Annotated in this window: 19 protein-coding genes; 12 read left to right on the forward strand and 7 right to left on the reverse strand. The window is 56.6% G+C overall.

Annotated features, from left to right (window positions below):
- Position 1 precedes the first annotated feature (1 nt).
- From rpsA to ABRP30_RS06930, 12 genes are all read left to right on the forward strand, one after another.
- Entirely contained in the window at positions 2-1,678 is a 1,677-nt protein-coding gene (gene rpsA / locus ABRP30_RS06875) for a 30S ribosomal protein S1 (RefSeq protein WP_012313291.1), read from the forward strand.
- A 423-nt stretch (positions 1,679-2,101) separates the two neighbouring features.
- Positions 2,102-2,398: an integration host factor subunit beta gene (gene ihfB, locus ABRP30_RS06880; RefSeq protein ID WP_012313292.1), complete on the forward strand. Its 297-nt coding sequence runs from the start codon at positions 2,102-2,104 to the stop codon at positions 2,396-2,398.
- A 20-nt stretch (positions 2,399-2,418) separates the two neighbouring features.
- Positions 2,419-2,682, forward strand: coding sequence for a lipopolysaccharide assembly protein LapA domain-containing protein (locus ABRP30_RS06885; protein WP_241802910.1), 264 nt, complete (start codon positions 2,419-2,421; stop codon positions 2,680-2,682).
- Between the two features lie 101 nt (positions 2,683-2,783).
- Positions 2,784-4,232: an MBL fold metallo-hydrolase RNA specificity domain-containing protein gene (locus tag ABRP30_RS06890; RefSeq protein ID WP_267821872.1), complete on the forward strand. Its 1,449-nt coding sequence runs from the start codon at positions 2,784-2,786 to the stop codon at positions 4,230-4,232.
- A 310-nt stretch (positions 4,233-4,542) separates the two neighbouring features.
- Positions 4,543-5,985, forward strand: coding sequence for a mannose-1-phosphate guanylyltransferase/mannose-6-phosphate isomerase (locus ABRP30_RS06895; protein WP_267821874.1), 1,443 nt, complete (start codon positions 4,543-4,545; stop codon positions 5,983-5,985).
- Between the two features lie 130 nt (positions 5,986-6,115).
- Positions 6,116-7,477 carry a phosphomannomutase gene (locus ABRP30_RS06900; protein WP_349976059.1) on the forward strand — a complete coding sequence of 454 codons (1,362 nt, stop codon included), beginning with the start codon at positions 6,116-6,118 and terminating at the stop codon, positions 7,475-7,477.
- Between the two features lie 124 nt (positions 7,478-7,601).
- Complete coding sequence (locus ABRP30_RS06905) at positions 7,602-8,798, forward strand: glycosyltransferase family 1 protein (protein WP_241802914.1); 1,197 nt, start codon at positions 7,602-7,604, stop codon at positions 8,796-8,798.
- 112 nt (positions 8,799-8,910) lie between these two features.
- Entirely contained in the window at positions 8,911-9,711 is an 801-nt protein-coding gene (locus ABRP30_RS06910; RefSeq protein WP_012313298.1) for an ABC transporter permease, read from the forward strand.
- Between the two features lies 1 nt (position 9,712).
- The gene (locus ABRP30_RS06915) at positions 9,713-10,921 is read left to right on the forward strand and encodes an ABC transporter ATP-binding protein (RefSeq protein WP_241802915.1); all 1,209 of its coding nucleotides are present in this window, start codon (positions 9,713-9,715) and stop codon (positions 10,919-10,921) included.
- Positions 10,922-11,087: 166 nt separating this feature from the next.
- Positions 11,088-12,473: a class I SAM-dependent methyltransferase gene (locus ABRP30_RS06920; protein WP_241802916.1), complete on the forward strand. Its 1,386-nt coding sequence runs from the start codon at positions 11,088-11,090 to the stop codon at positions 12,471-12,473.
- Positions 12,474-12,491: 18 nt separating this feature from the next.
- On the forward strand, positions 12,492-15,377 hold the full coding sequence (locus ABRP30_RS06925) for a glycosyltransferase (RefSeq protein ID WP_349976060.1): 2,886 nt from the start codon (positions 12,492-12,494) through the stop codon (positions 15,375-15,377).
- A complete protein-coding gene (locus ABRP30_RS06930; RefSeq protein WP_349976061.1) occupies positions 15,374-16,993 on the forward strand; it encodes a glycosyltransferase family 4 protein in 1,620 nt (539 codons plus the stop codon). Before ABRP30_RS06925 ends, ABRP30_RS06930 begins: the two co-directional genes overlap by 4 nt.
- 43 nt (positions 16,994-17,036) lie before the next feature.
- Here the strand turns inward: ABRP30_RS06930 and ABRP30_RS06935 are convergent, their stop codons facing one another.
- The 7 genes from ABRP30_RS06935 to ABRP30_RS06965 form a co-directional block, all read right to left on the reverse strand.
- Positions 17,037-17,981 carry an NAD-dependent epimerase/dehydratase family protein gene (locus tag ABRP30_RS06935; protein ID WP_012313303.1) on the reverse strand — a complete coding sequence of 315 codons (945 nt, stop codon included), beginning with the start codon at positions 17,979-17,981 and terminating at the stop codon, positions 17,037-17,039.
- 52 nt (positions 17,982-18,033) lie between these two features.
- Positions 18,034-19,143 carry an acyltransferase gene (locus tag ABRP30_RS06940; RefSeq protein WP_349976063.1) on the reverse strand — a complete coding sequence of 370 codons (1,110 nt, stop codon included), beginning with the start codon at positions 19,141-19,143 and terminating at the stop codon, positions 18,034-18,036.
- Positions 19,144-19,244: 101 nt separating this feature from the next.
- The gene (gene rfbC / locus ABRP30_RS06945; protein WP_349976064.1) at positions 19,245-19,793 is read right to left on the reverse strand and encodes a dTDP-4-dehydrorhamnose 3,5-epimerase; all 549 of its coding nucleotides are present in this window, start codon (positions 19,791-19,793) and stop codon (positions 19,245-19,247) included.
- Positions 19,793-20,674, reverse strand: coding sequence for a glucose-1-phosphate thymidylyltransferase RfbA (gene rfbA, locus ABRP30_RS06950; RefSeq protein ID WP_349976065.1), 882 nt, complete (start codon positions 20,672-20,674; stop codon positions 19,793-19,795). Before rfbA ends, rfbC begins: the two co-directional genes overlap by 1 nt.
- Positions 20,675-20,683: 9 nt before the next feature.
- Positions 20,684-21,589: a dTDP-4-dehydrorhamnose reductase gene (gene rfbD, locus ABRP30_RS06955; RefSeq protein WP_349976066.1), complete on the reverse strand. Its 906-nt coding sequence runs from the start codon at positions 21,587-21,589 to the stop codon at positions 20,684-20,686.
- Positions 21,586-22,686: a dTDP-glucose 4,6-dehydratase gene (gene rfbB, locus ABRP30_RS06960; protein WP_349976067.1), complete on the reverse strand. Its 1,101-nt coding sequence runs from the start codon at positions 22,684-22,686 to the stop codon at positions 21,586-21,588. Before rfbB ends, rfbD begins: the two co-directional genes overlap by 4 nt.
- A 247-nt stretch (positions 22,687-22,933) precedes the next feature.
- Positions 22,934-26,119, reverse strand: coding sequence for a glycosyltransferase (locus tag ABRP30_RS06965; RefSeq protein WP_349976068.1), 3,186 nt, complete (start codon positions 26,117-26,119; stop codon positions 22,934-22,936).
- Positions 26,120-26,172 lie beyond the last annotated feature (53 nt).

Consider the following 26,172-nt stretch of genomic DNA (forward strand, 5'->3'; position numbering starts at 1 on the left):
AATGAGCGAAAGCTTTGCAGAACTCTTTGAAGAAAGCCTGAAAACCCTCAATCTTCAGCCGGGTGCGATCATCTCCGGTATCGTTGTCGACATCGACGGCGACTGGGTTACCGTACACGCTGGCCTGAAGTCCGAGGGCGTCATCCCGCTCGAGCAGTTCTACAACGAAGCTGGCGAGCTGACCATCAAGGTCGGTGACGAAGTTCACGTTGCGCTGGACGCGGTCGAAGACGGCTTTGGCGAAACCAAACTGTCCCGTGAAAAAGCCAAGCGCGCCGAGTGCTGGATTGTTCTGGAAGCAGCTTTCGCCGCCGAAGAAGTGGTCAAGGGCGTTATCAACGGTAAGGTTAAGGGCGGCTTCACTGTCGACGTTAACGGCATCCGTGCGTTCCTGCCGGGCTCCCTGGTTGATGTCCGCCCTGTGCGCGACACCACCCACCTGGAAGGCAAAGAGCTGGAATTCAAGGTCATCAAGCTGGACCAGAAGCGCAACAACGTTGTCGTTTCCCGTCGCAGCGTGCTGGAAGCCGAGAACTCCGCCGAGCGCGAAGCCCTGCTGGAAACCCTGCAGGAAGGCCAGCAAGTCAAAGGTATCGTCAAGAACCTCACCGACTACGGCGCATTCGTGGACCTGGGCGGCATCGACGGCCTGCTGCACATCACCGACATGGCTTGGAAGCGCATCAAGCACCCATCGGAAATCGTTAACGTTGGCGACGAAGTCGACGTACGCGTTCTGAAGTTCGACCGTGAGCGTAACCGCGTTTCGCTGGGTCTGAAGCAGATGGGCGAAGATCCGTGGGTTGCTATCACTGCGCGCTACCCAGAAGGTACCCGCGTACAGGCTCGCGTTACCAACCTGACCGACTACGGCTGCTTCGCTGAGCTGGAAGAAGGCGTTGAAGGTCTGGTACACGTTTCCGAAATGGACTGGACCAACAAGAACATCCACCCGTCGAAAGTCGTTCAGGTTGGCGACGAAGTGGAAGTCATGGTTCTGGACATCGACGAAGAGCGTCGTCGTATCTCCCTGGGCATCAAGCAGTGCAAGTCCAACCCATGGGAAGACTTCTCCGGCCAGTTCAACAAGGGTGACAAGATCACCGGTACCATCAAGTCGATCACCGACTTCGGTATCTTCATCGGCCTGGACGGCGGCATCGACGGCCTGGTTCACCTGTCCGACATCTCCTGGAACGAAACCGGCGAAGAAGCCGTACGTCGTTTCAAGAAGGGCGACGAGCTGGAAACCGTCATCCTGTCGGTTGATCCAGAGCGCGAGCGCATCTCCCTGGGCATCAAGCAGCTGGAAGACGATCCGTTCTCCAACTTCGTTGCTGTCAACGACAAGGGCGCTATCGTCAAGGGCATCGTGAAAGAAGTTGACGCCAAAGGCGCCATCGTCACCCTGGCCGACGACATCGAAGCCACTCTGAAAGCTTCCGAAATCAGCCGTGACCGCGTTGAAGACGCGCGTAACGTTCTGAAGGAAGGCGAAGAGATCGAAGCCAAGATCATCAGCGTTGACCGCAAATCGCGCGTCATCAGCCTGTCGATCAAGTCGAAAGACGACGCTGAAGAGCGTGAAGCCATCCAGAGCCTGAAAAACGCTCCGGAAGCGGCTGCCGATACCACCATGGCTGCGCTGCTGCGCGAAGCAATGGCCAAGCAGAACTAAGTTCTGTTTGATCGGTGTGAAAAAAGGTGGCCTTCGGGCCACCTTTTTTTATACCCAAAATTCCCCACCCCAACGCTACTCCGGTAGAGCTCAGCTTGCCGGCAGTGCCCTGCAAAGCAGGCCCGACCACGTCGACACCGCCGCGCAAAGCATCGCCCAATGCACAACCAAGCTCTGTATGCCCAGCATAAAAAGCCTACCCTCCGGCCCGCCCATTCCAACCCCGAAATCCCACCAGCCTAACGCCATCCCCTGTAGATCCCGGCCCGCCGCGCTCCCCCACAAAGCTCCCCCAGCCTTATTTCCGAACACTCCAATCTTGAATTTTTTTATTAAGTCAAGAACCACCCTGTTCAAATCCTTCCGAGCGTGCTACAACCTGATTAAGCAATGATCTAGCTGCTTGATAACGAAGGGAAAAATATGACGAAGTCGGAGCTGATCGAACGTATTGTCACCCATCAAGGGCTACTCTCGTCCAAGGATGTGGAGCTGGCCATCAAGACCATGCTTGAACAGATGTCCCAATGCCTGGCCACCGGAGATCGTATCGAGATCCGCGGTTTTGGCAGCTTCTCCCTGCACTATCGCGCGCCACGCGTAGGGCGCAACCCCAAGACCGGCCAGTCGGTCGAACTGGAAGGCAAGTTCGTTCCGCACTTCAAACCCGGCAAAGAGCTGCGTGATCGCGTCAATGAAGAAGAGCACGAGCACCCCTGACTGATGAAGGAGCCAGTTTGATGCGTAACCTCAAGCGCGCCTTGGCGGCGTTGTTCGTACTGCTATTGGCGGCGGTGGTGTTGTTCTTCGTGCTGGAAAACCAGCAAACCGTGGCACTCGTGCTGTTCGGTTGGTCGGCGCCCGAGTTGCCGGTTGCGGTACCGGTGCTGGCCGCCCTGGTAGTGGGCCTTGCAGTTGGCCCCCTGTTGGGTGCCTACGGCGTACAGCGCAGCAAGCGCAAGATTCGCGCCTCGGCCCGACAGGCAGCGCTGGAAGGGAAGTGAGGAAAATTCCTACTCTTATCTAGGATTTCATCACCTGTGCGCGGGCCTTTAGAAATGAAGTAATAGCTGCTTCATTTTCTCGGACCAGGCGAGCGTGCAGCATGGAATATCCTTCCCTTTCCCATCATGGTGGCACCCGCGGTGTAACAGGTTCTTGTCACCAGCTTCACCTTGATCAAACGCAAAGCCTCCTGGTCGATTGTGGTTTAGAGCAAGGCGCAGATGCTGCACCAGGCTCCGAACTGGCACCAATCGGTTTTGATATCGGCGGTATCCAGGCGCTGATCATCACCCATGTCCATCTCGACCATGTCGGTCGTATCCCCGCCTTGCTGGCCGCAGGCTTTCGCGGCCCAATCCTGTGCAGTGAACCCTCGGCCAAGCTGCTGCCCCTGGTGCTCGAGGATGCCTACAAGCTCGGTATCAGCTCGGACCCGGTTCAAGTGGACCGCTACCTCGCCCTGTTGCAGCGGCTTGTGGTTGCTTTGCCTTTCGAGCAGTGGCACCCCGTGGTCGAAGGCCAGGGCGTGACCTGTTCCGTGCGCCTTCAGCGTGCTGGGCACCTGCTCGGTTCAGCGTATGTTGAATGTGATGTGCGTTATCCCGGGGTAGAGCCCAGCACGCGGGTGGTGTTCTCGGGTGACCTTGGTGCCCCTTGCAATCCGTTGTTGCGCGCCGTTCAACCGCCAGAGCGCGCTGACGTGCTTGTGCTGGAGAGCACCTATGGCGACAGGTTGCATGCGCCCCGCGACGCCAGGCAGCAGCGGCTGGAGGCGGTTATCGACCGCGCGCTGGCGGACAACGGCACCATCCTCATCCCCGCATTCAGCCTGGGGCGCACCCAAGAGCTGCTTTACGAGATCGAAGACATCCTCCATCGCAACTCCCTGCTCAATGAAAGCAAGGTGAGCGAGGCGGGTGTGCCAGAGCTGGGGGTGAACTGGTCCCGCTTACCGATCATTCTCGATTCGCCACTGGCACAGCGCATAACCAAGGCCTATTCGGAGTTGCACGCATACTGGAATGCCGAAGCCAGGCAGCGGCTCGGGGAGGGCAGGGACCCCCTCGGCTTCGGTCAGCTGCTGTGTGTCGATACCCATGCCAAGCATCAGCAGGTGGTCAACTACCTCAAGAGCACAGGGCGGCCAGCCATTGTCATTGCAGGGAATGGTATGTGTTCTGGTGGGCGGATCGTCAACTACCTCAAGGCGATGCTCGGTGATCCGCGGCATGAGGTGGTGTTTGTGGGGTATCAGGCCAAGGGTACGCCTGGGGCGGTATTGCAAGCCACTGAAGGGGCTGAAGGGTTTGTTCAGGTTGATCTGGATGGGAGCATGTACGATATCAGAGCAAAAGTATTCAGTCTTGGGGGGTATTCAGGGCATGCGGATCAGGCAGGTTTGATTCAATATGCTGCCGGCATACCTGATGCCCCACAAAGAATTGTATTAGTACATGGAGAAAGTCGCGCAAAAAATGCACTGGCTTATGCATTAAAGCGCCATTTCAGTAACCTTATACATTGTCCCGATATGGTTATCCCCGAATGAACGAGCCTTCACGAAACATTGACGGGATGTGTTGTCTCATGCCGCAGCGCAGCGTGTTTCTTTGCCTTTGCAGGTGCTGGCAATGTGCTCCGAGAGCCGATGGCCCGTAAGATCCAAGGGGAGCTACAAAGAAAAATCTCTGGTATTCTACAGGCCAATGCTTGCGTCTTGAGCCTATGGATGGCCAGGAAATTAACACGCTAGGCGTACATTTTAGCGCCGTTGCGCTCATTCGTGACGGCGGTCAGAAATAAGACACATGCAGGTTGCCTGAGGTTGACAACTTCAAGTGGCCGTTAAGGACTCGAATATGGAATTGATCCCGGTAATTTTATCCGGTGGCGTTGGCAGCCGTCTGTGGCCAGTATCCCGTGAGGCTCACCCCAAGCCGTTCATGACGCTGCCCGACGGGCAAAATCTTATTCAGAAGACTTTTCTGCGTGCCGCCCGTCTAGACGGCGTGGTTGAAGTGCTCACCGTTACCAATCGTGAACTGCTGTTCAAAACTGAAGACGAATACCGGACCATCAATACCCAAGCCCTTGCACAAGGCTATATCCTTGAGCCTTTCGGCCGCAATACTGCTGCTGCGGTAGCTGCCGCAGCGTTGCAGTTGCACCAGAGTCATGGGCCGCAGGCCCACATGCTGGTCCTGGCTGCCGACCACCTGATCCAGAACGAAGAAGCCTTCGCCGAAGCGGTAGCCAAGGCGATCAACCTTTCTTCGCAAGGCTGGCTGGTGACCTTCGGTATCAAACCTCAGTATCCGGAGACCGGCTTCGGCTACATCGAGGCGGCCGCTGGTGGCTCGCTGGAAGGTGGCCTGAAGGTCGAGCGCTTCGTTGAGAAGCCTGACCTGAAAACCGCAGAGTCCTATGTAAAGGCCGGCAACTATTTCTGGAATGCGGGCATGTTCTGCTTCCAGGTCGGTGCTGTCATCGAGGAGTTCAAGGCTCACGCCCCGGACGTGCTCGACGCTGTTGCGCAAACCCTCGAAGCCTCCCGCCGCTCAACCTCCAAGGGCTACAGCTGCCTGGCTCTGGATGCCGACAGCTTTGCCAATGTGCCCGACATCTCCATCGACTATGCCCTGATGGAGCGCTCGCAGAAGGTCGCAACCATTCCGTGCGACATCGGCTGGAGCGACATCGGCTCGTGGAACGCGGTCAGCGAACTGACCCCCCCGGACGAGCACGGCAACCGCTTCGAAGGCGAAGTGATGGCCTATGGCGCAAGCAACAACTACGTCAGCACCGAAGACCGCCTGGCTGCCCTGGTCGGCGTTCAGGACCTGCTGGTGGTCGATACCCCCGATGCGCTGCTGATTGCGCACAAGGACCACGCCCAGGACGTCAAACACATCGTCAAGCGCCTGAAAAGCGACGGCCACGCTGCCCACTTGCTGCACCAGACCGTGCATCGCCCGTGGGGCACCTACACCACGCTCGAAGACGGCGAGCGCTTCAAGATCAAGCGCATCGTGGTCAAGCCTAAGGCGTCGCTTTCGCTGCAGATGCACCATCACCGCAGCGAACACTGGATCGTGGTCAGCGGCATGGCGGTAGTGGTCAACGATGACCAGGAGCTGATGCTCAACACCAATGAGTCCACCTTCATTCGTGCCGGCCACAAGCACCGTTTGGAAAACCCAGGTGTCATAGACCTGGTCCTGATCGAAGTGCAAAGCGGTGACTACCTCGGCGAAGACGACATCGTCCGCTTCGAGGACAAATACGGTCGTTGCAACGCCTGATATCAGGCCTTCCCGTCGGCCCGTGAGCGCCTCGCCGAGGCCACGGGCCGATTTTCATGCGGCAATTCAATCGCCGACCATCCCCTTCCAGACGGTGGCTGCCCAGGCGGCGCCGCATCGAGAGAGATGTATGTACGCACCTATCCAGACCCGCTGTTTCAAAGCCTATGACATCCGCGGCCAAGTGCCGACCGACCTCAACGACGACATTGCCTACCGCATTGGCCGCGCCCTGGTGGCACAGCTGGGCGGGCGCAGCTACGTGGTCGGCCGCGACATGCGCCTGGAAAGCCCCGGCCTGTCCCGTGCCCTGATGAAGGGCCTGACTGAAGGCGGCGCCGACGTGATCGACATCGGCCTGTGCGGGACCGAAGAAGTCTACTTCGCCACCAGCCATTACCAGGCTGATGGCGGCATCATGGTCACCGCCAGCCACAACCCCAAGGGTTACAACGGCATGAAACTGGTGCGCGAGCAGTCGCGCCCGATCAGCGGCGACACCGGTCTGAACGACATCCGCCAGCGTGTGGAAGCCGGCGACCTCGGCTCCCTGGCCGCCACACCTGGCAGCGTGCGCGAAGCGTTCGACAAGACCGCTTACATCGACCACCTGCTGACCTACGTCAACCTGTCGGCCCTCAAGCCGCTCAAGGTGCTGGCCGACCCGGGCAATGGCGCCGTTGGCCCGGTACTGGAGCTGCTCAAAGCCCGCCTGCCGCTGGACATCACCATCATCAACGGTGAGCCGGATGGCAACTTCCCCAATGGCATTCCCAACCCACTGCTGCCAGAAAACCGCGAGCTGACCCGTCAGGCCGTGCTCGACACCGGCGCCGATATGGGTATCGCTTTCGACGGCGACTTCGACCGCTGCTTCTTCTTCGACAACCAGGGCCGTTTCATCGAGGGCTACTATGTTGTCGGCCTGCTGGCTGAAATGCTGCTGGCCAAGCACCCCGGCAGCAAGATCATCCACGACCCGCGCCTGACCTGGAACACCATCGAGCAAGTCGAAGCGGCGGGCGGCATCGCCATCCAGAGCAAGACCGGCCATGCCTTCGTCAAGGAGCGCATGCGTGCCGAAGACGCCGTGTATGGCGGCGAGATGAGCGCGCACCACTATTTCCGCGATTTCGCCTACTGCGACAGCGGCAATATCCCATGGCTGCTGGTTGCCGAGCTGATGAGCGTCACTGGCAAGAGCCTGGCCCAACTGGTGGACGAGCGTATTGCTGCATTCCCGTGCAGTGGCGAGATCAACTACGAAGTGGCCGATGTCAAGGGCTCCATCGAAAAGATCCTGGCGTTCTACCTGCCGCACAAGCCGAACGTGGACCGTACCGACGGCATCAGTGTCGAATTCGCCGATTGGCGTTTCAGCTTGCGGGGCTCTAACACTGAGCCGCTGCTGCGCCTGAATGTGGAATCTCGTGGCGATACCGCGCTGGTGGATAAGCGCGTGGCGGAAATTGCCGGGTTGATCACAGGCTGATTTCGTACTGATCAGCCTGTAGCCGGCATTTGTCGGCGGTCACCCCCGTCAGAGCACTTCAGCGCTCTGACGGCACTCTCGAAAACGTGCGCGCCGACCCGCGCAGCCAGGTAACTCCGACTCGATGAAGCTCCTGTTCAACACCCAATCGCTTTTACCGCCACTTACCGGAATTGGTAATTACACGTTCAATTTGCTTGAGCAGCTGCTGCTTGAGGATATCGAGGTTATCGATTGCTTCCTGGGTGCACGTTTTTACAGCGCCGAGCAGGCGCTGGCCAATTGCATCGAGGCCAGTGCCCGCTACTCGCAGAAAGATGACGGTGACGTTAAACCAGGTGCTGGCCAGCAGATGACGTTGCAATTGCGAGAGGTGTTGAAGCGCTGGACGTTCACTTATCGAGCCCGTGAAGCCTTGGTCGATGCCAGGCGCCGCTATCATGCCGGTGAGCGCCGACATTACCTTTACCACGAGCCCAACTTCATCCTCAAACCGCACTCAGGCCCCAGCATCGCGACGATTCATGACTTATCGTTCCTTCACTACCCGCAGTTTCATCCACGCAAACGTGTCGAATGGCTGACGGCGCAGTTACCGCACACCCTCAAACGCGCTGATTTCCTGATCACTGATTCGGATTTGATTCGCGATGAGCTGATTGGTGATTTCGGCGTCAGTGCAGACAAGGTACGAACCGTTTATCTCGGTGCATCGGCGCGCTATTACCCGCAGACACCCGAGCAGACCAGTGCAACGCTGCAGCGTCATGGTTTGCAGCACGGTCGTTATGTGTTGTTTGTCGGCACCCTGGAGCCACGCAAAGGTGTGGATACCCTGATCGATGCCTGGTGCCAGCTGCCGCAGGGGTTACGCGAAGAGTATCCGTTAGTCTTGGCGGGTGCGCCTGGGTGGCATAACCATGAGCTGAATGAACGTATCAAGACATTGACAGTCACTCATGGCCTGCGTCAGTTATCCTTTGTCCCTGGCGATGACCTGCCGACGCTGTACGCTGGTGCCGCGGTTTTCTCCTACCCATCGCTGTACGAAGGGTTTGGCCTGCCGGTGCTTGAGGCGATGCAGTGCGGGGTACCGGTGATATGTACCGCGGATACGTCCATGGCAGAGTTTTGCCAAGGTAGTGCGTTGTTGGTGGAACGTGGGAATGCTGACCAGTTGGCTGGGCAACTGGCTGCGCTTCTGAATGACGAGCCATTACGCAGCAAGGTGGCCAATGCCGGCCAGCTTCGCGCCACAGCGTTTTCATGGAAGCGCTGCGCGCAGGAAACATTAGCAGTCTATCGGGCCGTCAGCCCGTGAGAGGAGCGTTAGACATGCCTTCTCAAGCCCTTATGTCCCATGCCCTGCATTGCTTACGCACCGCGAGGGTGTTTCAACCAGGAAGCCTTATGTACATGGTGAGTCCAGAACAATGAATACGCCGCTGTCGCTAATGAAAGATGTACTGCGTTACCGCGGTCTGATATTCGCGATCACCCTGAGGGAGATCAAAAGCCGCTATGCCGGGTCGACCTTCGGCGCCTTGTGGCTGGTGGTGCCCCCTATTTTCATGGTGTTCATCTATACCGTAATCTTCTCGCGCCTGATGCAGGCTCGTATGCCCGGTATCGAACACCAGTACGCCTACAGCATTTATCTGTGCGCAGGCTTGATCACCTGGAACCTGCTGTTGGAGCTGGTGCAGCGTGGCAAGGGGGTTTTCCTAGAACATGCCAACCTGATCAAGAAATCAAGCTTCCCCAAGTTCATCCTGTTCATTCCAGTCATCGCCACGGCAGCGCTCAACAGCCTGATCCTGCTGATATTGGTAGTGCTGTTCATGGTCATATCAGGTTTCCCGCTGATGACCACTGCCTTGGTTTTGATACCGGTATTGCTTACCACTGTGCTGCTGGGAATCGCGCTGGGTGCTTTTCTAGCCACCCTGAACGTGTTTTTCCGTGATATCGGTCAGCTGAGTGACGTGATCTTCCAGGCGCTGTTCTGGGCAACGCCCATCGTCTATCCACTCAGTATTCTGTCCGAACACGTACAGGCAATGCTTTCGTGGAACCCGATCTTCCCTCTGGTGCTGACGGCGCAGAAGGCGTTGCTGGGCGAGCCGGTAGGCTTGTCGCAACTGGCCTATCCATTCGGCTTTGCCGTCATCGTTTTCCTTCTGGCTGTGGTGCTTTATCAGCGCAGCTACAACGACCTGCTTGATCAGATCTGATATGACTATTCTCGTAGAACAGGTAGGCAAGGCCTATCCAAAACTCAAAGGTCGCTGGCACGCACTGGGTACTTGGCTTGGGCTGTGCAAGCGCGATCAGAACTGGATCATCCGCAACGTCAGTTTCCAGGTAGGGCAGGGTGAGTCGGTCGGTATCATCGGGGTTAACGGCGCAGGCAAGAGTACGCTGCTGAAGATGATTACCGGTACCGCCATGCCGACGGAAGGCACCATTACCACCACGGGGCGCATAGCCGCGTTGCTGGAGCTGGGTATGGGCTTTCACCCCGAATTCACTGGCCGCCAGAACGTCGCGCTGGCCGGCCGCATGCAGGGGCTGGAGCGGGCCGAAATTGTCGCGTTGATGCCCGAGATCGAAGCCTTCGCGGAGATCGGTCATTACTTCGACATGCCCGTGCGCACGTATTCTTCCGGTATGTTTGTGCGCCTGGCGTTCAGTGTGGCGACTGCAGTGCGCCCGGAAGTGTTGATCGTGGACGAGGCCTTGGCGGTGGGCGATGCCTACTTCCAACACAAGTCTTTTGCCCGTATCCGGGACTTCCGCGAGCAGGGTACGACCTTGTTGTTCGTTTCCCACGACCCCGGCGCCATCAAGAGCCTGTGTGACCGTGCCATCCTGCTGGGTGATCACAAAATGTTGATGGATGGCCGCCCGGACGAAGTGCTGGACTACTACAACGCGCTGATTGCCAAAAAAGAAGAGGGTTCCTTACAGGCCCAAGCTGTCAATGCGCCTTACGCAGGGCGCTCAGGCAACGGAAAGGCGCGTATCGAAGAGCTTACCCTCAGCAGCAATGGCCGGGCAGCCACCATGCTTGAAGTGGGTGCGCCGTTGACGTTGAACCTGAAAATCCGCGCTAACGAGCCGATTTACGACTTGTCGCTGGGCTTCATGTTCAAAGACCGCACGGGTTACGACATCTTCGGGACCAACACTTGGCTGCGTGGCGAGCTGCGTGACCTGGGCGTCGAGGCCGGTAAGGAGCAGCACCTGACCGTTACCATTCCGGCGTTCAACGTAGGGCCTGGCAGCTACAGCCTGACGTTGGCCCTGCACGGTGGCGCCGACCATATCGAGGATAACTTCGACTGGTGGGACAAGGCGGTGGTATTCAATGTGATCGCCAACAGCAGTTACAAGCACTTCGCCGGCGTGTGTGCCATGCAGGCAGAGTTCAAGCTCGACTGACCGAGTAGAGGGCAGCCGCGTCGCTGTCAGGAACTGGCCGCCGTCGACGGTGGCAAGATGACCTGCGTAGAATGCCCGCCTCTGGTGTTCCCGTAACGTACGCAGCCAGTGCCGGGCGGTGAACCGCTGGTGCTGGCCACTCCACCCGTTTGAACACGTATGCATAATGACTATCGATCTTAAAAAACTGCAGAAAACGATCCAAGCTGAAGTCAACCGTCGGGAGTACGAGCGTGTCACGGCCAGTGCCGGCAGTGCCAACCTGCCCAGTGACGTGCCCACCGACATCGTGCGCAGCTTCGAACTGATCGACCTCGAAGGCGTGCTGCCGGCTCGCCCCCAGGCGCCCGTGGAGCCGGAAGTCGCGGCCACCGCTCCCGCCAATGACGAGGCCCCGCAAGCCCAGACGCCACCTCCTAGCCTGTACCGCAAATTGCGCGCCTTACCGGTGGTGGGCAGATACTTCGGCCATCCGCGGGTCATGAATTTCCTCACCCGTGCGCGTCAGCGCCCGGGTGGGGCTACCTTGAAAAACCTCTTCATCACCCTGGCGCGCGCAGTGGTGGTGCGTATCCCCGGGGCGCTTCGCGTCATGCATGTGCTGGCCGTCACCCGTCATCTGCCCGAGCGACTGAATGCTCTGGAGTGGCACATTGCCGACGGTAATACCCGCCTGCGCAATGTCGGCGTACAGGTACAGGACCAGACCAACCAGAGCCTTTACACCTACGGCCTGGCCATTCAGCAGAACGAGCAGTACCTGATCGAACGCATGCGGCGCCTGGAGCAACTGGTGCGCCAGCAGACCATGACCATCGCTGAACTGCAGGCGAGGCCACAGGCCAGTGCCAGCGGTGCAGCGTTGCCTGCGGTGGCTGAAGCGCCGGGCATGCCGGCTGAGCTCTATCTGGAGTTCGAAGCCAATTTCCGCGGCTCGCCGGAAATGATCCGCGAACGGCTCAAACACAACCTCACTTACTTCCCGGTCGACCCGCAATGGCTCACGCACCCTGTGCTGGACCTCGGTTGCGGGCGCGGTGAGTGGCTGCAACTGCTCAAAGAGCAGGGCATCCCTGCGATCGGCGTCGATTCCAACAGCGCCATGATCGACAGTTGCAAGCAGGCCGGCCTTGAAGTTTACATGGGCGATGCCTTGGAGTATCTGGCTGCCATGCCTGCCCACAGTTTGTCGGGGCTGACAGCTTTCCACATCATCGAGCACCTGCCGCTTGACGTTTTCATCCGCCTGATCGACGAAGCGCTTCGGGTTGTGCGCCCCGGTGGCGCGGTACTGTTCGAAACCCCGAACCCAGAAAACCTGATCACCGGGGCCTGCAACTTCTATGTCGACCCAACGCACCGCAACCCGCTGCCGCCGGCGCTGGTGGCGTTTCTGCTGAAGGCCCGTGGTTTTGAGCGTGTTGAAATCGACCGTCGACACCCAGCTGACCCCTCGCTCCTGCTCAAGGGCAGTGACGAGGCCATCACAGGCCCGCTCAACGGCTTGCTGTTCGGGCCGCAGGATTACGCAGCCATTGGTTATGCGCCTTGATAGGGCTGGAGTGCTCCCATGCATCTGATTATTTGTAACGAGCGCCTGCTGTTCCGGTTCGGCGTCGACCGTGTATTGCTGTTGCTGGCTCAAGGGCTCAAGGCCGCAGGCTGGCACATTACCTTCGTGGCCCAGCGCGCCAACCATGACGTGCTGCGCCGCATCACCGACGACATCCACACGCCGCCTGAGCATCTGGGCCCGTATACAGAGCTCGACCAAGTAACTGCCCAGTGGATGCGCGACAATCGCCAACTGTTCGCACCCGCAGGGCGAGACGTGACGGGGACCGTAGCCCTGATTGGCGGCTGGCCGTTCTATGCATCCATCGCGGTATTGCGCCAATGGGGCGTGCCAACGGTGGCGCTCGATTGCGGTGGTGTTCCTTATGAAGATATGACTGGCCCGGCCCGCTTGGTACAAGAGCGGCTGCGTGCCCAACGTCGCGAATACCTGCCCGAAGCACGGGTGGTCACGCCGATCAGCCATTTCGTGTCCCGCACCCAAAGCCTGCCCGACGCCGGCCCGGATGTGGAAATTGCCATGATTCACCTGGGCGCAGATCACCTGACCGGTGGTGTCAACCAGAGCCTCTGGCAGCAGGGGCACCAGGTTGCGCGTGTTGAAACCGCAGACGAAGCGGTTGAAGGCCCTGTGATCATCAATCTTGGTCGCTGGGAAACGGGCAACTATAAAAACAGCGAAGGGCTTTACCCCATCGCCCGGAAGATCATCGCTGAGCATCCCAAGGCGCGCTTCTGCGTCTTGGCCACCGCAGACGAACTGAAACTGCCGGCAGACCTGGTTGAGCATATCCTGCCGTTGGGCCACCCCAGCGATGCCGAGTTGTCCGCGTTGATGGCCAGCGCTCAGTTGGGGCTTAGCGTGTCGCGCTGGGAAGGGTTCAACTTGCCCCTGGCCGAGATGCAACAGCTTCGCAAGCCAGTGCTGGTGCTGAACATCGGTGCGCACCCTGAAGTGGTCGCCGACCCCCGTCAACTGTGCGTCGACGAGCAGGAAATGGCCGAAAAGGCCCTGCAGGTGCTGGCCGGTGAAGCGTTGGCAGGGCCCGAATGGGAAAGCCACCTGGACACCTTCCAGCAGACGTTCACTTGGCAACGTACGATCAAGGCCTACGAGGACCTGCTCGGCACGTTGAGCCCGATCCGGGACCTGCCTGCCCCCCGGTTGGTGATCGACACCAGTGCCTGCCTGCGCGATACCGCCAATACCGGCGTAGCCAGGGTAGTGCGCAGCTTGACGCGCAAGCTGCAGGATTTTGGCGAACCTCTGTTCGTGACCTGGGACGAGACGCTGCGCGAGTATGTGCTGCCCACCGAAGGTGAATACAACAATCTGGCGTTGTATGGCGGGCCCAAGCCCTATCCAGAACACTACGAGCTGCCGCGCTCGCCTGCTCACCGCCGGCAGACCTTGGCCAGTCTTGGCGCTCGCACCTTGCGCGGTGGCTGGCTGCTGCAAAGTGAAATCGTCTTCGAACGCCAAGGCCCGGCGCGCCGCGCCGCTGCCCGCCAGGCGGGGCTGAACGTTGCGGCGATATTCTATGATGCCATCCCGGTCACCCATCCTGAGTGGGTTGCCGATACCATCATCCGGGACAACCACGCAGCCTACATGCGAGGCTTGGCCGAAACCGACCGCGTGCTGCCGATTTCCCCCGATGCGGGCACCCAGTTGCAGGCATTCTGGGCGCGTGAAGGCATCGCGCCTCACGCGCAGGTGAAAACCTGCTGGATCCCGGGTGAGCTGACTGCTTCCCCGCGCGCCACCACCCCGGCCTCGGTGCCGCGTGCGGGCGAGCCGCTGCGTATCCTCTGTGTATCTACCCTGGAACCGCGCAAGAACCATAAAGTGCTACTTGAAGCCGTTGCCCGATTGGCCCGTGATTATCCGGACCTCGACTGGCAGCTGGACCTCATCGGCAATCGCTACGCCGGTGCTGACTACATCGTTGAGGCCGTGCGCGCGGCCAGTGCGGCCGACCCGCGCATTGCCTGGCATGGTGTGGTAGACGACGCCACCCTCAATGACTACTACGCCAAGGCCCACGTCAGCGTTTACGCCTCGTTGGTAGAAGGCTATGGCATGCCTATTGTCGAGTCGCTCTGGCATGCCCGTCCTTGCGTGTGCCATGCCGGCGGCGTGATGGCGGAGCTGGCAGCCGAAGGTGGCTGCCGCACAGTGGACATGACCAACCCCGATGCACTGGCTGCGCAAATCCACGCACTGGCGAGTGACCCACAAGGCTATCTGCAACTGGCTGCTGAAGCGGTTGCTCGTCCTATCCTGACCTGGCGCAGCTATGCCCGTGCCTTGTTGCGGCAGTTGGCCAGCCACACCACTCGCCATGCTGGCAAACCCTTGCCGCGGCAGTGGCAGCACCTGCTTATCGACCCCGAAGTGGCGCTGGTAGATGAGCCTGGCCAACTTGCGCTGGCTTGTCTGCTGGCGGAACGCCCGGCTCAGTGCGCACTTCTGTTGGGGGAGCACGCGCCTTGGTTGCGTGACCTGATAGGCCACGAAGCCACGCGTGCCTGGCAAATCGCGGAGGGTGAGCTGACTGGTGAGGTGAGCCGCCACGCCAACCTCAGCCGCATCGATGCGCCGGTAGGTGTTGCAGTGCCCGTCCTCCAGGCAGAGCTGCGTGATAACGAAATCGCCGTCGACCTCATCGTGCTGTCGGCAGCACAGGCAGCTGACCCAGCGTCAATCGATGCGTTGCGTTCACTGATCAATGGCCGTGTCGAAGGCCTGCTGCTGGTTGAACAGGGCGCCCCAGCCGCAACGCTAACAGCGCTGGGCCTGACCGAAGAGCCTGCTACTGAACTACCAGGTTACGATGTCCATACTTACCCGCCTGCGGCGCCAGGGTTTGTTCAATGAAGGTTCTTGTCATATCCAATTTCTTCCCGCCCCATGTGATCGGCGGTGCAGAAATCATCGCTCACCACCAGGCCCGCGCGCTGGCTGCGCGTGGCCATGAGGTGCGCGTGCTGGCAGGGGACAACAGCCGTGGGCTGCCTGGCTACCCAGTGGAGCAGGAGGTTTTCGACGGCATGCCGGTTACCCGGGTGTCGTTGACCTATCTGGACTTTGCCCCAACCGGCAACAACGTCGCGCACCCTGGCGTCGAACGTATCTTTCTGCGCCTGATCGCTCAATGGCGCCCCGATGTGATCCACGCGCACCACATGGCCGGGTTGTCCTTGGGCATCCTGCAGTTGGCGCGTGAGCATGGGATCCGCATTGCGCTGACCTTGCACGACCACTGGGGGTTCTGCATGAACAGCACGCGCATCACCACCCAGGACACCTTGTGCCAAGACAGCACCCAATGCCACAAATGTCATTCGCACATCTACAACGGTGACCTGCTGCTGCCGCAACGGATGCGTCAGGATTACCTGCGCTGGCAATTGGATGCTGTTGATCATTTCATTTCACCCAGCCGTTACCTGGCCGACACCTACATCGCCAACGGCCTGCCTGCCGCGCGTATGAATGTTATCGCCAACGGTATCGAACTCGAGCGGTTCAGCCACACCTCACCGCCACCGCCCGGGCCGCGCCTGAATGTGCTGTTCACCGGCTACATGGGTGGCCATAAAGGCGTACCTACCTTGCTCAAGGCGCTGGCATTGCTGCCGCCAGAGCGGGTGCATGTCGACATGGTCGGTGACGGCCATATGCTTGAAACCTACAAAGCCGAACTGCGCAACAATGCGCCGAAGGTTTCTGCCAAGTTCTGGGGCAGACTGCCCAATGCGCGTATCGCCGAGCGCTTCGCCCAGGCGCATGTGTTCGTGCTGCCATCGGTGTGCCCGGAAAACCAACCTGTGACCATTACCGAGGCGATGTCCTGTGGCCTGGCGGTGGTGGGTTCACGGATAGGCGGCATACCCGAGCTGGTGGATGAAGGCGTGACCGGTCAGTTGTTCGACCACGGCGACGCTCAAGCGCTGGCGCGCTGCTTGCTCCGTTACATCGAAGAGCCGGCGGTGTTGGAAGCCCATGGCAAGGCGGGTCGTGAGCGCATCCAGGCCTATGCCTTCGAGCTGCAGATCGACCGTATCGAAGCCTTGCTGGCCGGCCCTGGCGCCGAACGTAGCGAGGCCCCACAACTGATCGCATGCCATGGCGCTCCATCGGCTGAAACCTTCCACAGCGTTCTCAAGGCGCTGTGCCCGGTTCCTGCCAACCGGCCGCAGCCTGCCAGCCAGCCCTGCTGCATTCCCTCGAACTGGATTGCGCCAGAGCAAGCAGATGTACTGTGGGTGGCGGGGCCAACAGCCCAAGACCCGGACGCCGCGATGAAGCTCATCGAAGCTTACCGCGCCTTGGGCAAACAGGTTGTGGTGGATGAGCGCCATCTGCTGGTTGCGCGCAACACGGAGTCAGCCTTGCTGGCGCGCGGCGGCGCGCAGGTAGCGTTAAGCTTGGAATACCTCTTGGAGTACGCGAGGGATCCTGAGGCACAAACTGCCCCAACCCAAGCCTGACCCCATGCGGAACGTGCCAACAGGCACGTTCCGCTGGCCCCGCCTAGCCTTTGAGCAGTTGCGCCAGCCCCACCTCGATGGCGGTAGCCCGAGGCATTTCGAACCCACTGAGCAAACGCTGATTATTGGCCCTTGAATGGCGAATGTCGCCTGCGCGTGCTGGCTGATAGCTGACCTCTGGCAGCTTGCCCAGGACCTGCGCCAATGCTGCCAGGATCTGATTCAAAGAAGTCGCCTGGTTCAAGCCGACATTGATGGCCCCTTCGGCCACCGGCCCCGACTCCAGCCCTTGTACCAGCAGCTTCACAAGATCGCTGACGAAGAAGAAGTCACGGGTCTGCTCGCCGTCCCCGAATACCGTAATCGGCAGGCCTTTTTGTGCGCGCTCGGCGAAAATGCTGATGACGCCCGAGTAAGGCGAGGACGGGTCCTGGCGTGGGCCATAGATATTGAAGAAGCGGAATACCACAGGGAGCAGCCCGTGCTCGCGGCGGTAAAAGTCCATGTAGTACTCGCTGGCCAGCTTGTCGGAGGCATAAGGCGTCAACGGCGCTTTGGGCGTGTCTTCATCGATGGAGGCCCCTTCACCATTGTTGCCATACACTGCGGCACTGGAGGCGAACACCACCCGTTTCACACCGCAAAGGCGCATTGCTTCACACACATTCAAGGTGCCAATGAAGTTGCTCTGATGAGTACGGACCGGGTCGTCAACAGAAGCCTGCACTGAAGCGACCGCCGCCAGGTGTACGACACCCGCACAGCCCTTTACGGCGTGGGCCACCAGCGCGGCGTCGGCCACGTCGCCTTCGATCAGTTGCAGGTTAGGGTGTGACAGCGGCAGGTTGCTGCGCTTGCCCGTGGACAGGTTGTCCAGCACTCGTACTGCATACCCTTTGGCAAGCAGTTCATCGGTCAGGTGAGAGCCGATAAAACCGGCACCGCCCGTGATCAGGATCGGTGCTTCAGGCGTCAAGGTTGTCGACATACTAGGTTCCAGGCTCGAATGAGAGAAAGCGTTATAGGTGCCAGGCGCGGCCTCAGGCGGGTGCGCGCATGCCCGATTGTCCAGTGCCTGACAACCGGCTGGCGCGCAAATAGCGTTGAGCGGGCCGCTCGAACCACCGGTGGCAGGCCAGGCTCATGGGTATCAGCAAAGCGAAGAACAGCAGCATCATCCACGGCTGATAGAAAATTTCGCGGGAGTAACCCAGACTGTCGAACGTAAGGGCAAAGGCTATTTGCAGCGGGAAATGCAGTAGATAGGACGCATAGCTGATATCACCCACCCACCCAGTGCTGCGCAACAACCCTGGCCAGTGCAGGCCAGCGGCGGCCAGCATGGCCAAGGTGGCAGGCAAGCAGAGGCACATGACTAGGTAAGTGTTCACCGATTTGGCGAGCAGTAGCAACGCCCAAGCTCCCAGTGCCACGCTGGTACACACCAACAGTGCGACGCCGCTACCGGCCCAACGCCGCAATTGCCAAAGCATAGCGTAGGCGATGCCACCGATATAGAAGCACAATAAACCACTACCAATCTTGTAGCTGCCGGGGTAGAGCAGCAGGCCCAAAGTACAGGCCGCAGCGGCCAGCAACCAGCGCCAACGGCCCGCCAGGCAGATGGCGAAGAATGACGCATATAGCAGTACTTCTACCGAGACCGACCAGATCGGCGCATTGAACGACCAGCCCTTCTCCAAGCCCCATGCTGGCGCAAGCAGCAAGTTGAGCAGGGCGTGATAGCTGTCGTTGAAGGGGTAGACAAAATAGCTGGCGTGGCTAGCCCAATAGGCCCACTGAAGCGCCGCCACCCCGGCAAACGTAAGCAAATGCAGCGGGTAGAGCCGGCTGAAGCGATCCACAGCGAAACTGCGCAGCGACACTTTACCCGTGGCGATGCCCTGGGCGAACAGCCAGAAGAACACAAACCCCGAGATCGAGAAAAATAGCTGCACGGCCAGGCCGCCATATTGATAAAGCGGTGTCAGTGCCGCGAAAAAAGGCTGGCGTGTGCCCTCGAAGCCCGCCGGGCTGTCGCCGACGTAGAAGAAATGTTGCCAATGCCAGAACACGACACAAAGCGCGGCGATACCTCTGAGGGTATCCAGGGTGTACAGCCGTTCGGCTGAAGGAGGGGCGGCAGACATGCGAGAGGTCACTGGCGGGAAAAAAAGGAAATGCTGGCACTGCTCGCGGGGGCCTGTCAATGCAGCGGGGCTGCGCAAGAAGACGCTGCCCCGCGTGGCAATCAGCTGAATACTTCAGCGTCTGCCAGTGCCAGTCCCAGCTGGTCTTTGCCCGACAAGCTTGGCGCGAAGTCCATCGGCCACTCAATTGCGATAGCAGGGTCATCCCACGCAATGCAACGCTCGCTGGTGGGCGAGTAGAAATCAGTCGTTTTGTAGAGGAATTCGGCGGTGTCGCTCAAAGTCACGAAGCCGTGTGCAAACCCTGGCGGTACCCACAGCTGGTTCTTGTTCTCCGCAGAAAGCACCGCACCGACCCACTTGCCAAAAGTAGGGGAGGACCGGCGGATATCCACCGCCACGTCGAACACTTCACCTTGTACCACACGCACCAGTTTGCCCTGGGCATGTGGCGGCAGCTGGTAATGCAGGCCGCGTAGCACGCCTTTCACAGAGCGGGAGTGGTTGTCCTGAACGAAGTCTGGTTGCAGGCCGGTGACCTCTTTGAAGACATTGGCGTTGAAGCTTTCGAAGAAAAAGCCACGCTCATCACCGAATACTTTGGGGGTGAACAGGTAGACGTCCGGGATGGCCAAAGCAATAGCGTGCATCAGAAGACCTTAACCTCAAGCAAATTGCGCAGATACTGCCCATAGCCGTTCTTCAACAGCGGTTGCGCCAGGCGCTCGACCTGTTCAGCGCTGATCCAGCCTGCGCGGTACGCAATTTCTTCGGGGCAAGCCACTTTGAGCCCTTGGCGGCGCTCCATGGTAGCTATGTACTGGCTGGCCTCAAGCAGGCTGTCGTGGGTGCCGGTATCCAGCCAAGCGTAGCCACGCCCCATGATTTCAACCTGCAGTTGCTGCTGCTTTAGATACAAGTTGTTGAGGTCGGTGATTTCCAATTCGCCACGCGCTGAAGGCTTGAGCTGCTTGGCAAGGCCCGTGACCTGGTTATCGTAGAAATAAAGCCCGGTGACCGCATAGCTGGACTTCGGTGCTTTGGGTTTTTCTTCGATCGACAGAACACGCCCGTTCGAGTCGAATTCCGCCACCCCGTAACGCTCAGGGTCATGAACGTGGTATGCAAAGACAGAGGCGCCGGTAGTACGGCTGTCTGCATTGAGCAACAGCGACTGGAAGTCATGCCCATAGAAAATGTTGTCGCCGAGTACGAGTGCAGAAGGATCATTACCGATGAAGTCTGCGCCGATGGTGAAGGCTTGTGCCAACCCGTCAGGGCTAGGCTGCACGGCATAGGAAAGACTCAAGCCCCATTGGCTACCGTCCCCCAACAGCTGCTCGAAGCGGGGAGTGTCCTGCGGGGTCGAGATGATCAAGATATCGCGAATACCCGCCAGCAGCAGGGTGCTGAGCGGGTAGTAGATCATCGGCTTGTCGTAGACCGGTAGCAGCTGCTTTGAAACCGACAGGGTGGCAGGATGCAGGCGTGTGCCCGAGCCTCCAGCCAAGATTATTCCTTTGCGGGCCATTGAGCGTCCTTAAAGCTGGATCTCGTCCAGCATTCGTTGCACACCTTGCTGCCAAGGCGGCATCTTGAGGTTGAAAGTCTTTTCCAGTTTAGCCAAATTCAGGCGCGAATTGCGCGGCCGTGTTGCGGGAACAGGGTAGTCCTCAGTACGTATCGCGCCTACTTGGTCGGCATGTACCTTGAGTTCAGCGCCCATTTTGCTGGCGTAATCAAATACGAACTGTGCGTAGCCGTGCCAACTGGTTTCGCCCGCCGCTGCCAGGTGGTAGGTACCCGCAAGATTGCTAGCATCGGGTAGGCTGAAGATCTGGCGAATGATGTGCGCAGTGACATCAGCGATGAGCTCTGCGCCTGTGGGGGCACCGAATTGATCGGATACCACCTTGAGCGGATCGCGTTCCTTGCCCAGACGCAGCATGGTTTTTGCAAAGTTCTGACCGCGGGCGGCGTAAACCCAGCTTGTACGCAGCACAATGGCAGGAGCGCCGCTCGCTGCAATAGCTTTTTCACCCTCAAGCTTGGTAAGGCCATAGACCGAAAGCGGGCCGGTGCGTGCATCTTCTGACCACGAGGTCGCACCGCTACCATCGAATACGTAGTCAGTGGAAAAATGGATCAACCAAGCACCAAGGGCCGCAGCTTCAAGTGATAGAACCCCTGGGGCTTCAGTATTGATCAACGTTGCCTGCGCTGCTTCGGACTCTGCTTTGTCAACGGCTGTATAGGCAGCGGCATTAACAATGATATCCGGCGCTACTTTGCGGACGGTTATCGCCAAAGCCTCAAGGTCGGTTAGGTCGCCGCACAAGCCGAAGTCGCCATGGCGGTCAAGTGAGATCAGCTGACCCAGCGGAGCGAGGGAGCGTTGAAGTTCCCAACCGACCTGGCCACTTTTACCTAGCAACAGAATCTTCACTTTTTGCCAATCTCATATTGCTTGGCTACCCAATCACGATAGCTACCATCCATGACGCCGGTTACCCACTCCTGATTGCTCAAGTACCATGCGACAGTTTTACGAATACCGGACTCGAAGGTTTCAACTGGCTTCCAGCCGAGTTCGCGCTCAATTTTCCCTGCGTCGATTGCATAACGTAGATCATGACCTGGACGATCGGCTACATGAGTAATCAATTCATCGTAACTTTTTACTACCTTTCCGGTGCTCTGATTGATCACCTTGCGCTCGGAGGCCGGAGCCATTTCATCTAGCAAGTGACAGACGGTACGGACAATATCAATATTCGCTTTCTCGTTCCAGCCGCCTATATTGTAGGTTTCGCCACAGGCACCAGCCTCCAAGACACGACAGATACCTGCGCAATGGTCCTCGACGTACAGCCAATCCCGGATCTGCTGGCCGTTACCGTACACAGGCAGGAGCTTACCAGCCAGCGCATTGACAATCATCAGTGGTATCAGTTTTTCCGGAAAGTGAAAAGGTCCATAGTTATTTGAGCAATTAGTGGTCAGGACCGGCATTCCATAGGTGTGATAGTAAGAGCGGACAAGGTGGTCACTCGCCGCCTTACTAGCAGAATACGGACTGTTTGGCCTATATGGAGTGGCCTCCGTAAACGCGGGGTCTGTTGGGTCCAGCGTCCCATAGACTTCATCAGTAGAAACGTGGAGTAATCTGAAAGCATCTTTTTGAGGACCAAGCAGGCTATTCCAGTAGTTGCGCGCTGCCTCTAAGAGACGAAACGTCCCTACGACATTGGTTTCGATGAATGCATCAGGCGACGTGATGGAGCGGTCTACATGAGACTCAGCTGCGAAGTGTACTATGGCTCGTGGCTGGTGATCCGCCAAAAGCTGGTGCAACAATGGACCATCGCATACATTGCCGTGAACGAAGTGGTGCCTCAGATTCCCGGAAAGTGATTTAAGGTTTGAAAGGTTGCCAGCGTAGGTGAGTGCATCCAAGTTGACGACTGGTTCGTCACTCTGAGCACACCACTGCATAACAAAATTTGATCCAATGAACCCTGCGCCACCTGTGACTAAAATCATTCGAATTCCCCATTTTAGCTTAAGAGCTTTATGTGTTCCCGCTTATAATACCTGCTAATTGGGCTTGTGGTAAGTATATTAAGCATCGAAATCACTTAATGACGAAATCGATACCGAATTGACTTGCCGAAGCTCCAGGTATTAAATGGACAAAACCTTGCTTTTATTTGCATTGCTATTAAAGCGCATTCTCAATTTCATCTCATAAGCTGGGCTTTCTATATGCCGGATTTGATCTATGTTTTTGTCAAATGCTTATATCAATTCTTGCATAAATTTGCTTCAGTTTTTTGATCATGTGTTTGCGCGTAAAATTGCCAAAGACCTTTTTTCGTCCAGCCTCGCCCATTGATAAAATAAACTCTGGATCTTGACACAGCTTCTTCAGTGCTTCTGCTGCGGCGTATTTATCTAGTGGCGGAATTAGGTATCCATCACTTCCGTGCGTGATTAGGTCGCTAACAGCTCCGTGATCATAAGCAACAACGGGGCGGCTTGCAGTTAGTGCTTCAAGGATGGTACGCCCAAAAGTTTCTTCAAAGTGTGATAAGTTGACAACTATGTTTGAAAGCTTTATTGCTTCTACGGGGTTTGATATGTAATCCATGAATTTAAGATTCGTAGGCATAGGCTTGAGTTCAGACTGCAAGTTAGCTATAAAATTATTTCTTGGACCTATTATCAAAAACCGTGCTTGTGGAGTAGATGCCTGCAGAATGCCAGCGATGTCAATAAAGTCTTGAACACCTTTTTTGGGTAGATTGCTGCTTATAAGGGCAATGTTGATGCAGTCTTTAGATATGTTATTTGGAATATCAAACTTATAGGTGTCAACGATGTTTGGTAGGGTGAAGGTTGAGCGCGCATTATTAAAAATGCCAGCAGTGAATTCAGAATTCGCAATGATAAAGTTAGTCGATTTGCAGACATAGCTAATGATTTCGGCTGGGTGCAAGCCTACTAGCTTGCATAGCTCGGGGTCATGCTGCACTGATTCTCGTGCGTGTATGAAAGAAAAGGCTTTCAAGTTCTGGGCTGCTAAAATAGGCTCTCGCAACGTAATAGTGTTAACGTGGACAACTTTTAGGTTATATTGCTTAATGAGGCTTTCATACACCCTTACAAAATAAACGTCTGGATTGGTCCGTTCGGTCCAAAGCTGGCATGGGACGATATGGATGGCATGAACTTTACTTCTGATGCATTCGATGTAGCTTGTATTCATCGATGAAGGTAGGGTTACAACTAAATTTACTTCGCAAGCGGAGTATGCGTCAATAAGATCAAGCAAGCTCAGTTCAGCACCATATAGCTGAGTATTAGCCGCGTGGCCGCAAACCATAATGAATGGATAATTATTATTATCTTCTTTTCCTTTGAAAACGGGATTGCTAGCGTCTAGGCTCATGTACTTGCCTAGCTTTAAGTAGTGAAGAAGTGCCGGCACCTCAATGGGAGTTAAGCCTTTGAAGTAGCTCAGGTAACGCTCGGCATTAAAGACTGGACTTGGTATACGGCCTTCGAATGCACCATGGGACATGTAATGCTCCAACGGTGATATTCCAGCTCGAGCCACATCTTCGTAGGCCTCTAAATACCACGAAGAAGAGAACAGATCAGAATTCTCAACGAGTTTGTAATCAGAATGAGAGATTTTTGTGAAGTGGTTATATGTGTCATCTAAACGAGTTAGGTCAAGAAGCTCGCACCCGAAAAACTCAACGCAAGGGAGTGTGTCAGGTGATTCCGCGAGAATGTCTTGATCGATAATTAGTAGGTTGTCCGTTATAGCCCGTTCACCGGGTGATAAAATGTAGAGAGATCCCTCCAGCATTCGATCAAGAAAGTAATCGGCGATATCTGTTAGTCTTGCAGCCTTATAATTGGGCCAATGGAAAACAGCTACCGTCCGACCTGTAGCAAAAAGGGTTTCAATGAAGTGTATTGCAATGTCAAAATTTTTGCTATCTAAGCTCAAGTTTCCGTAAATTACAATGTCGAATGTTGTAGGCACGCCTCTAAGACTGCTCAGTGCATTGGGGACTTTGAAGGTATTGAATAGGCTATTAGCACTAAGATATAGATTGTCTTGGGGTGTGCGGGCTCGCCAGCGTTCTGCTATCATGCGGTACAGCTTTCGGACACCCCAGTATTGAGACTTTATGTGTGTCGCTGAGGCGTTGGTCAAGGAATTTAAGTGATGCCTCGCAAAAACCAACGGTACACCTGGGTAAGCCGAATATACTGAGGAGAAACCGAAAGATAATTTAATGCGCTCGAGTAGCTCTGAGTCTGCGGCGACTCTGCTAACATCCCAACCTCCAAGCTTTTCAAAAACCTGGCGCCTAACCAATAGCGTAGATACACTTGCATGAATCAATCTGTCTTCTAACCGCAATGCTTGAAAAAACAGATTATCATCTGCACGTACCCAATGAGCCATCACACCCATTTTTTCAGGCTGTTCTAGCAGGCTTTCGACCAAAATTTGTATACGCTGTGGATGGGACCAATCATCGCTATCGTGATTAGTGATGAAATCCCCACTCACTATGGAAAGTCCGGTATTACGAGCAGCATACGCTCCCCGGTTCAAATCATTTCTAGTTACTTTGACGCGATCATCAAAGTTGGAAAATTCTTTCGCTAGCTCAAAAGTTCCATCGGTACTGCAGTCGTCAACGACTATTACTTCTAAGTTGTCCCAGGTCTGATTAAGAATGCCAGATAAAGTTGTACTTAGATGGTCTGCAGCATTGAAGGTGGGTACCAATACACTAACTTTATGTGGAAAAGATAGTTTTGTTATTGGAGGTGCTGTGAGGTTTTCGAAGCTTAAGGCTTCAGACCTTTCACGCAATGAAACTGGCAGCAAACCTGCCTTTAGATAAATTGCATTAATACATGCCAATCTTCGGTTTAATAAGTTTTTATCCGGCTTAGCTGAGGCCAAAATATTGGCGGCGGATAGATATAATTCCGGAGAATGAGGGTTTGATTTATAGAGTGAACTTAAAATGCGTTCTGCTTTACCTATATCACCAAGTTGTAATAATGAATTTATGAGAGTAACGCCTACTTGAAGCTTGTCAAGAGTTGTGCTTGAAGCATCATAAGCTGAGTTTAAGTATGGTGTCGCTTTATGCCAATTCTGGATGGACGAAAACCACCGTCCTAACGCCCAAGCTGCGTAGCTAGTTTCATACGGTGAGGTGTTTTCAGACCTATACAGGATTTCTAACTCAGCAATTGCATGATTAGAAAAACCACCAAATACCTTAGCTTCGAGATCCACCGCTTTGATGTAATGAGGCGAGCGTCCTTCTTGTTTTCCATACATTATAAAATGTTCGTGAGGATCAATTCCGGCTGCTAATACATCCGGATATTTTTCCAAATACCACACGGCATCAAAGTGGGAGGAGCTTGTCATGATAATTTTCAATGTCTGGCATGGCTGGTCTTGATGTGTATAATATCTAGCCC

The organism is Pseudomonas sp. WHRI 8519, assembly GCF_040224055.2.
Lineage (GTDB): Bacteria > Pseudomonadota > Gammaproteobacteria > Pseudomonadales > Pseudomonadaceae > Aquipseudomonas > Aquipseudomonas putida_X.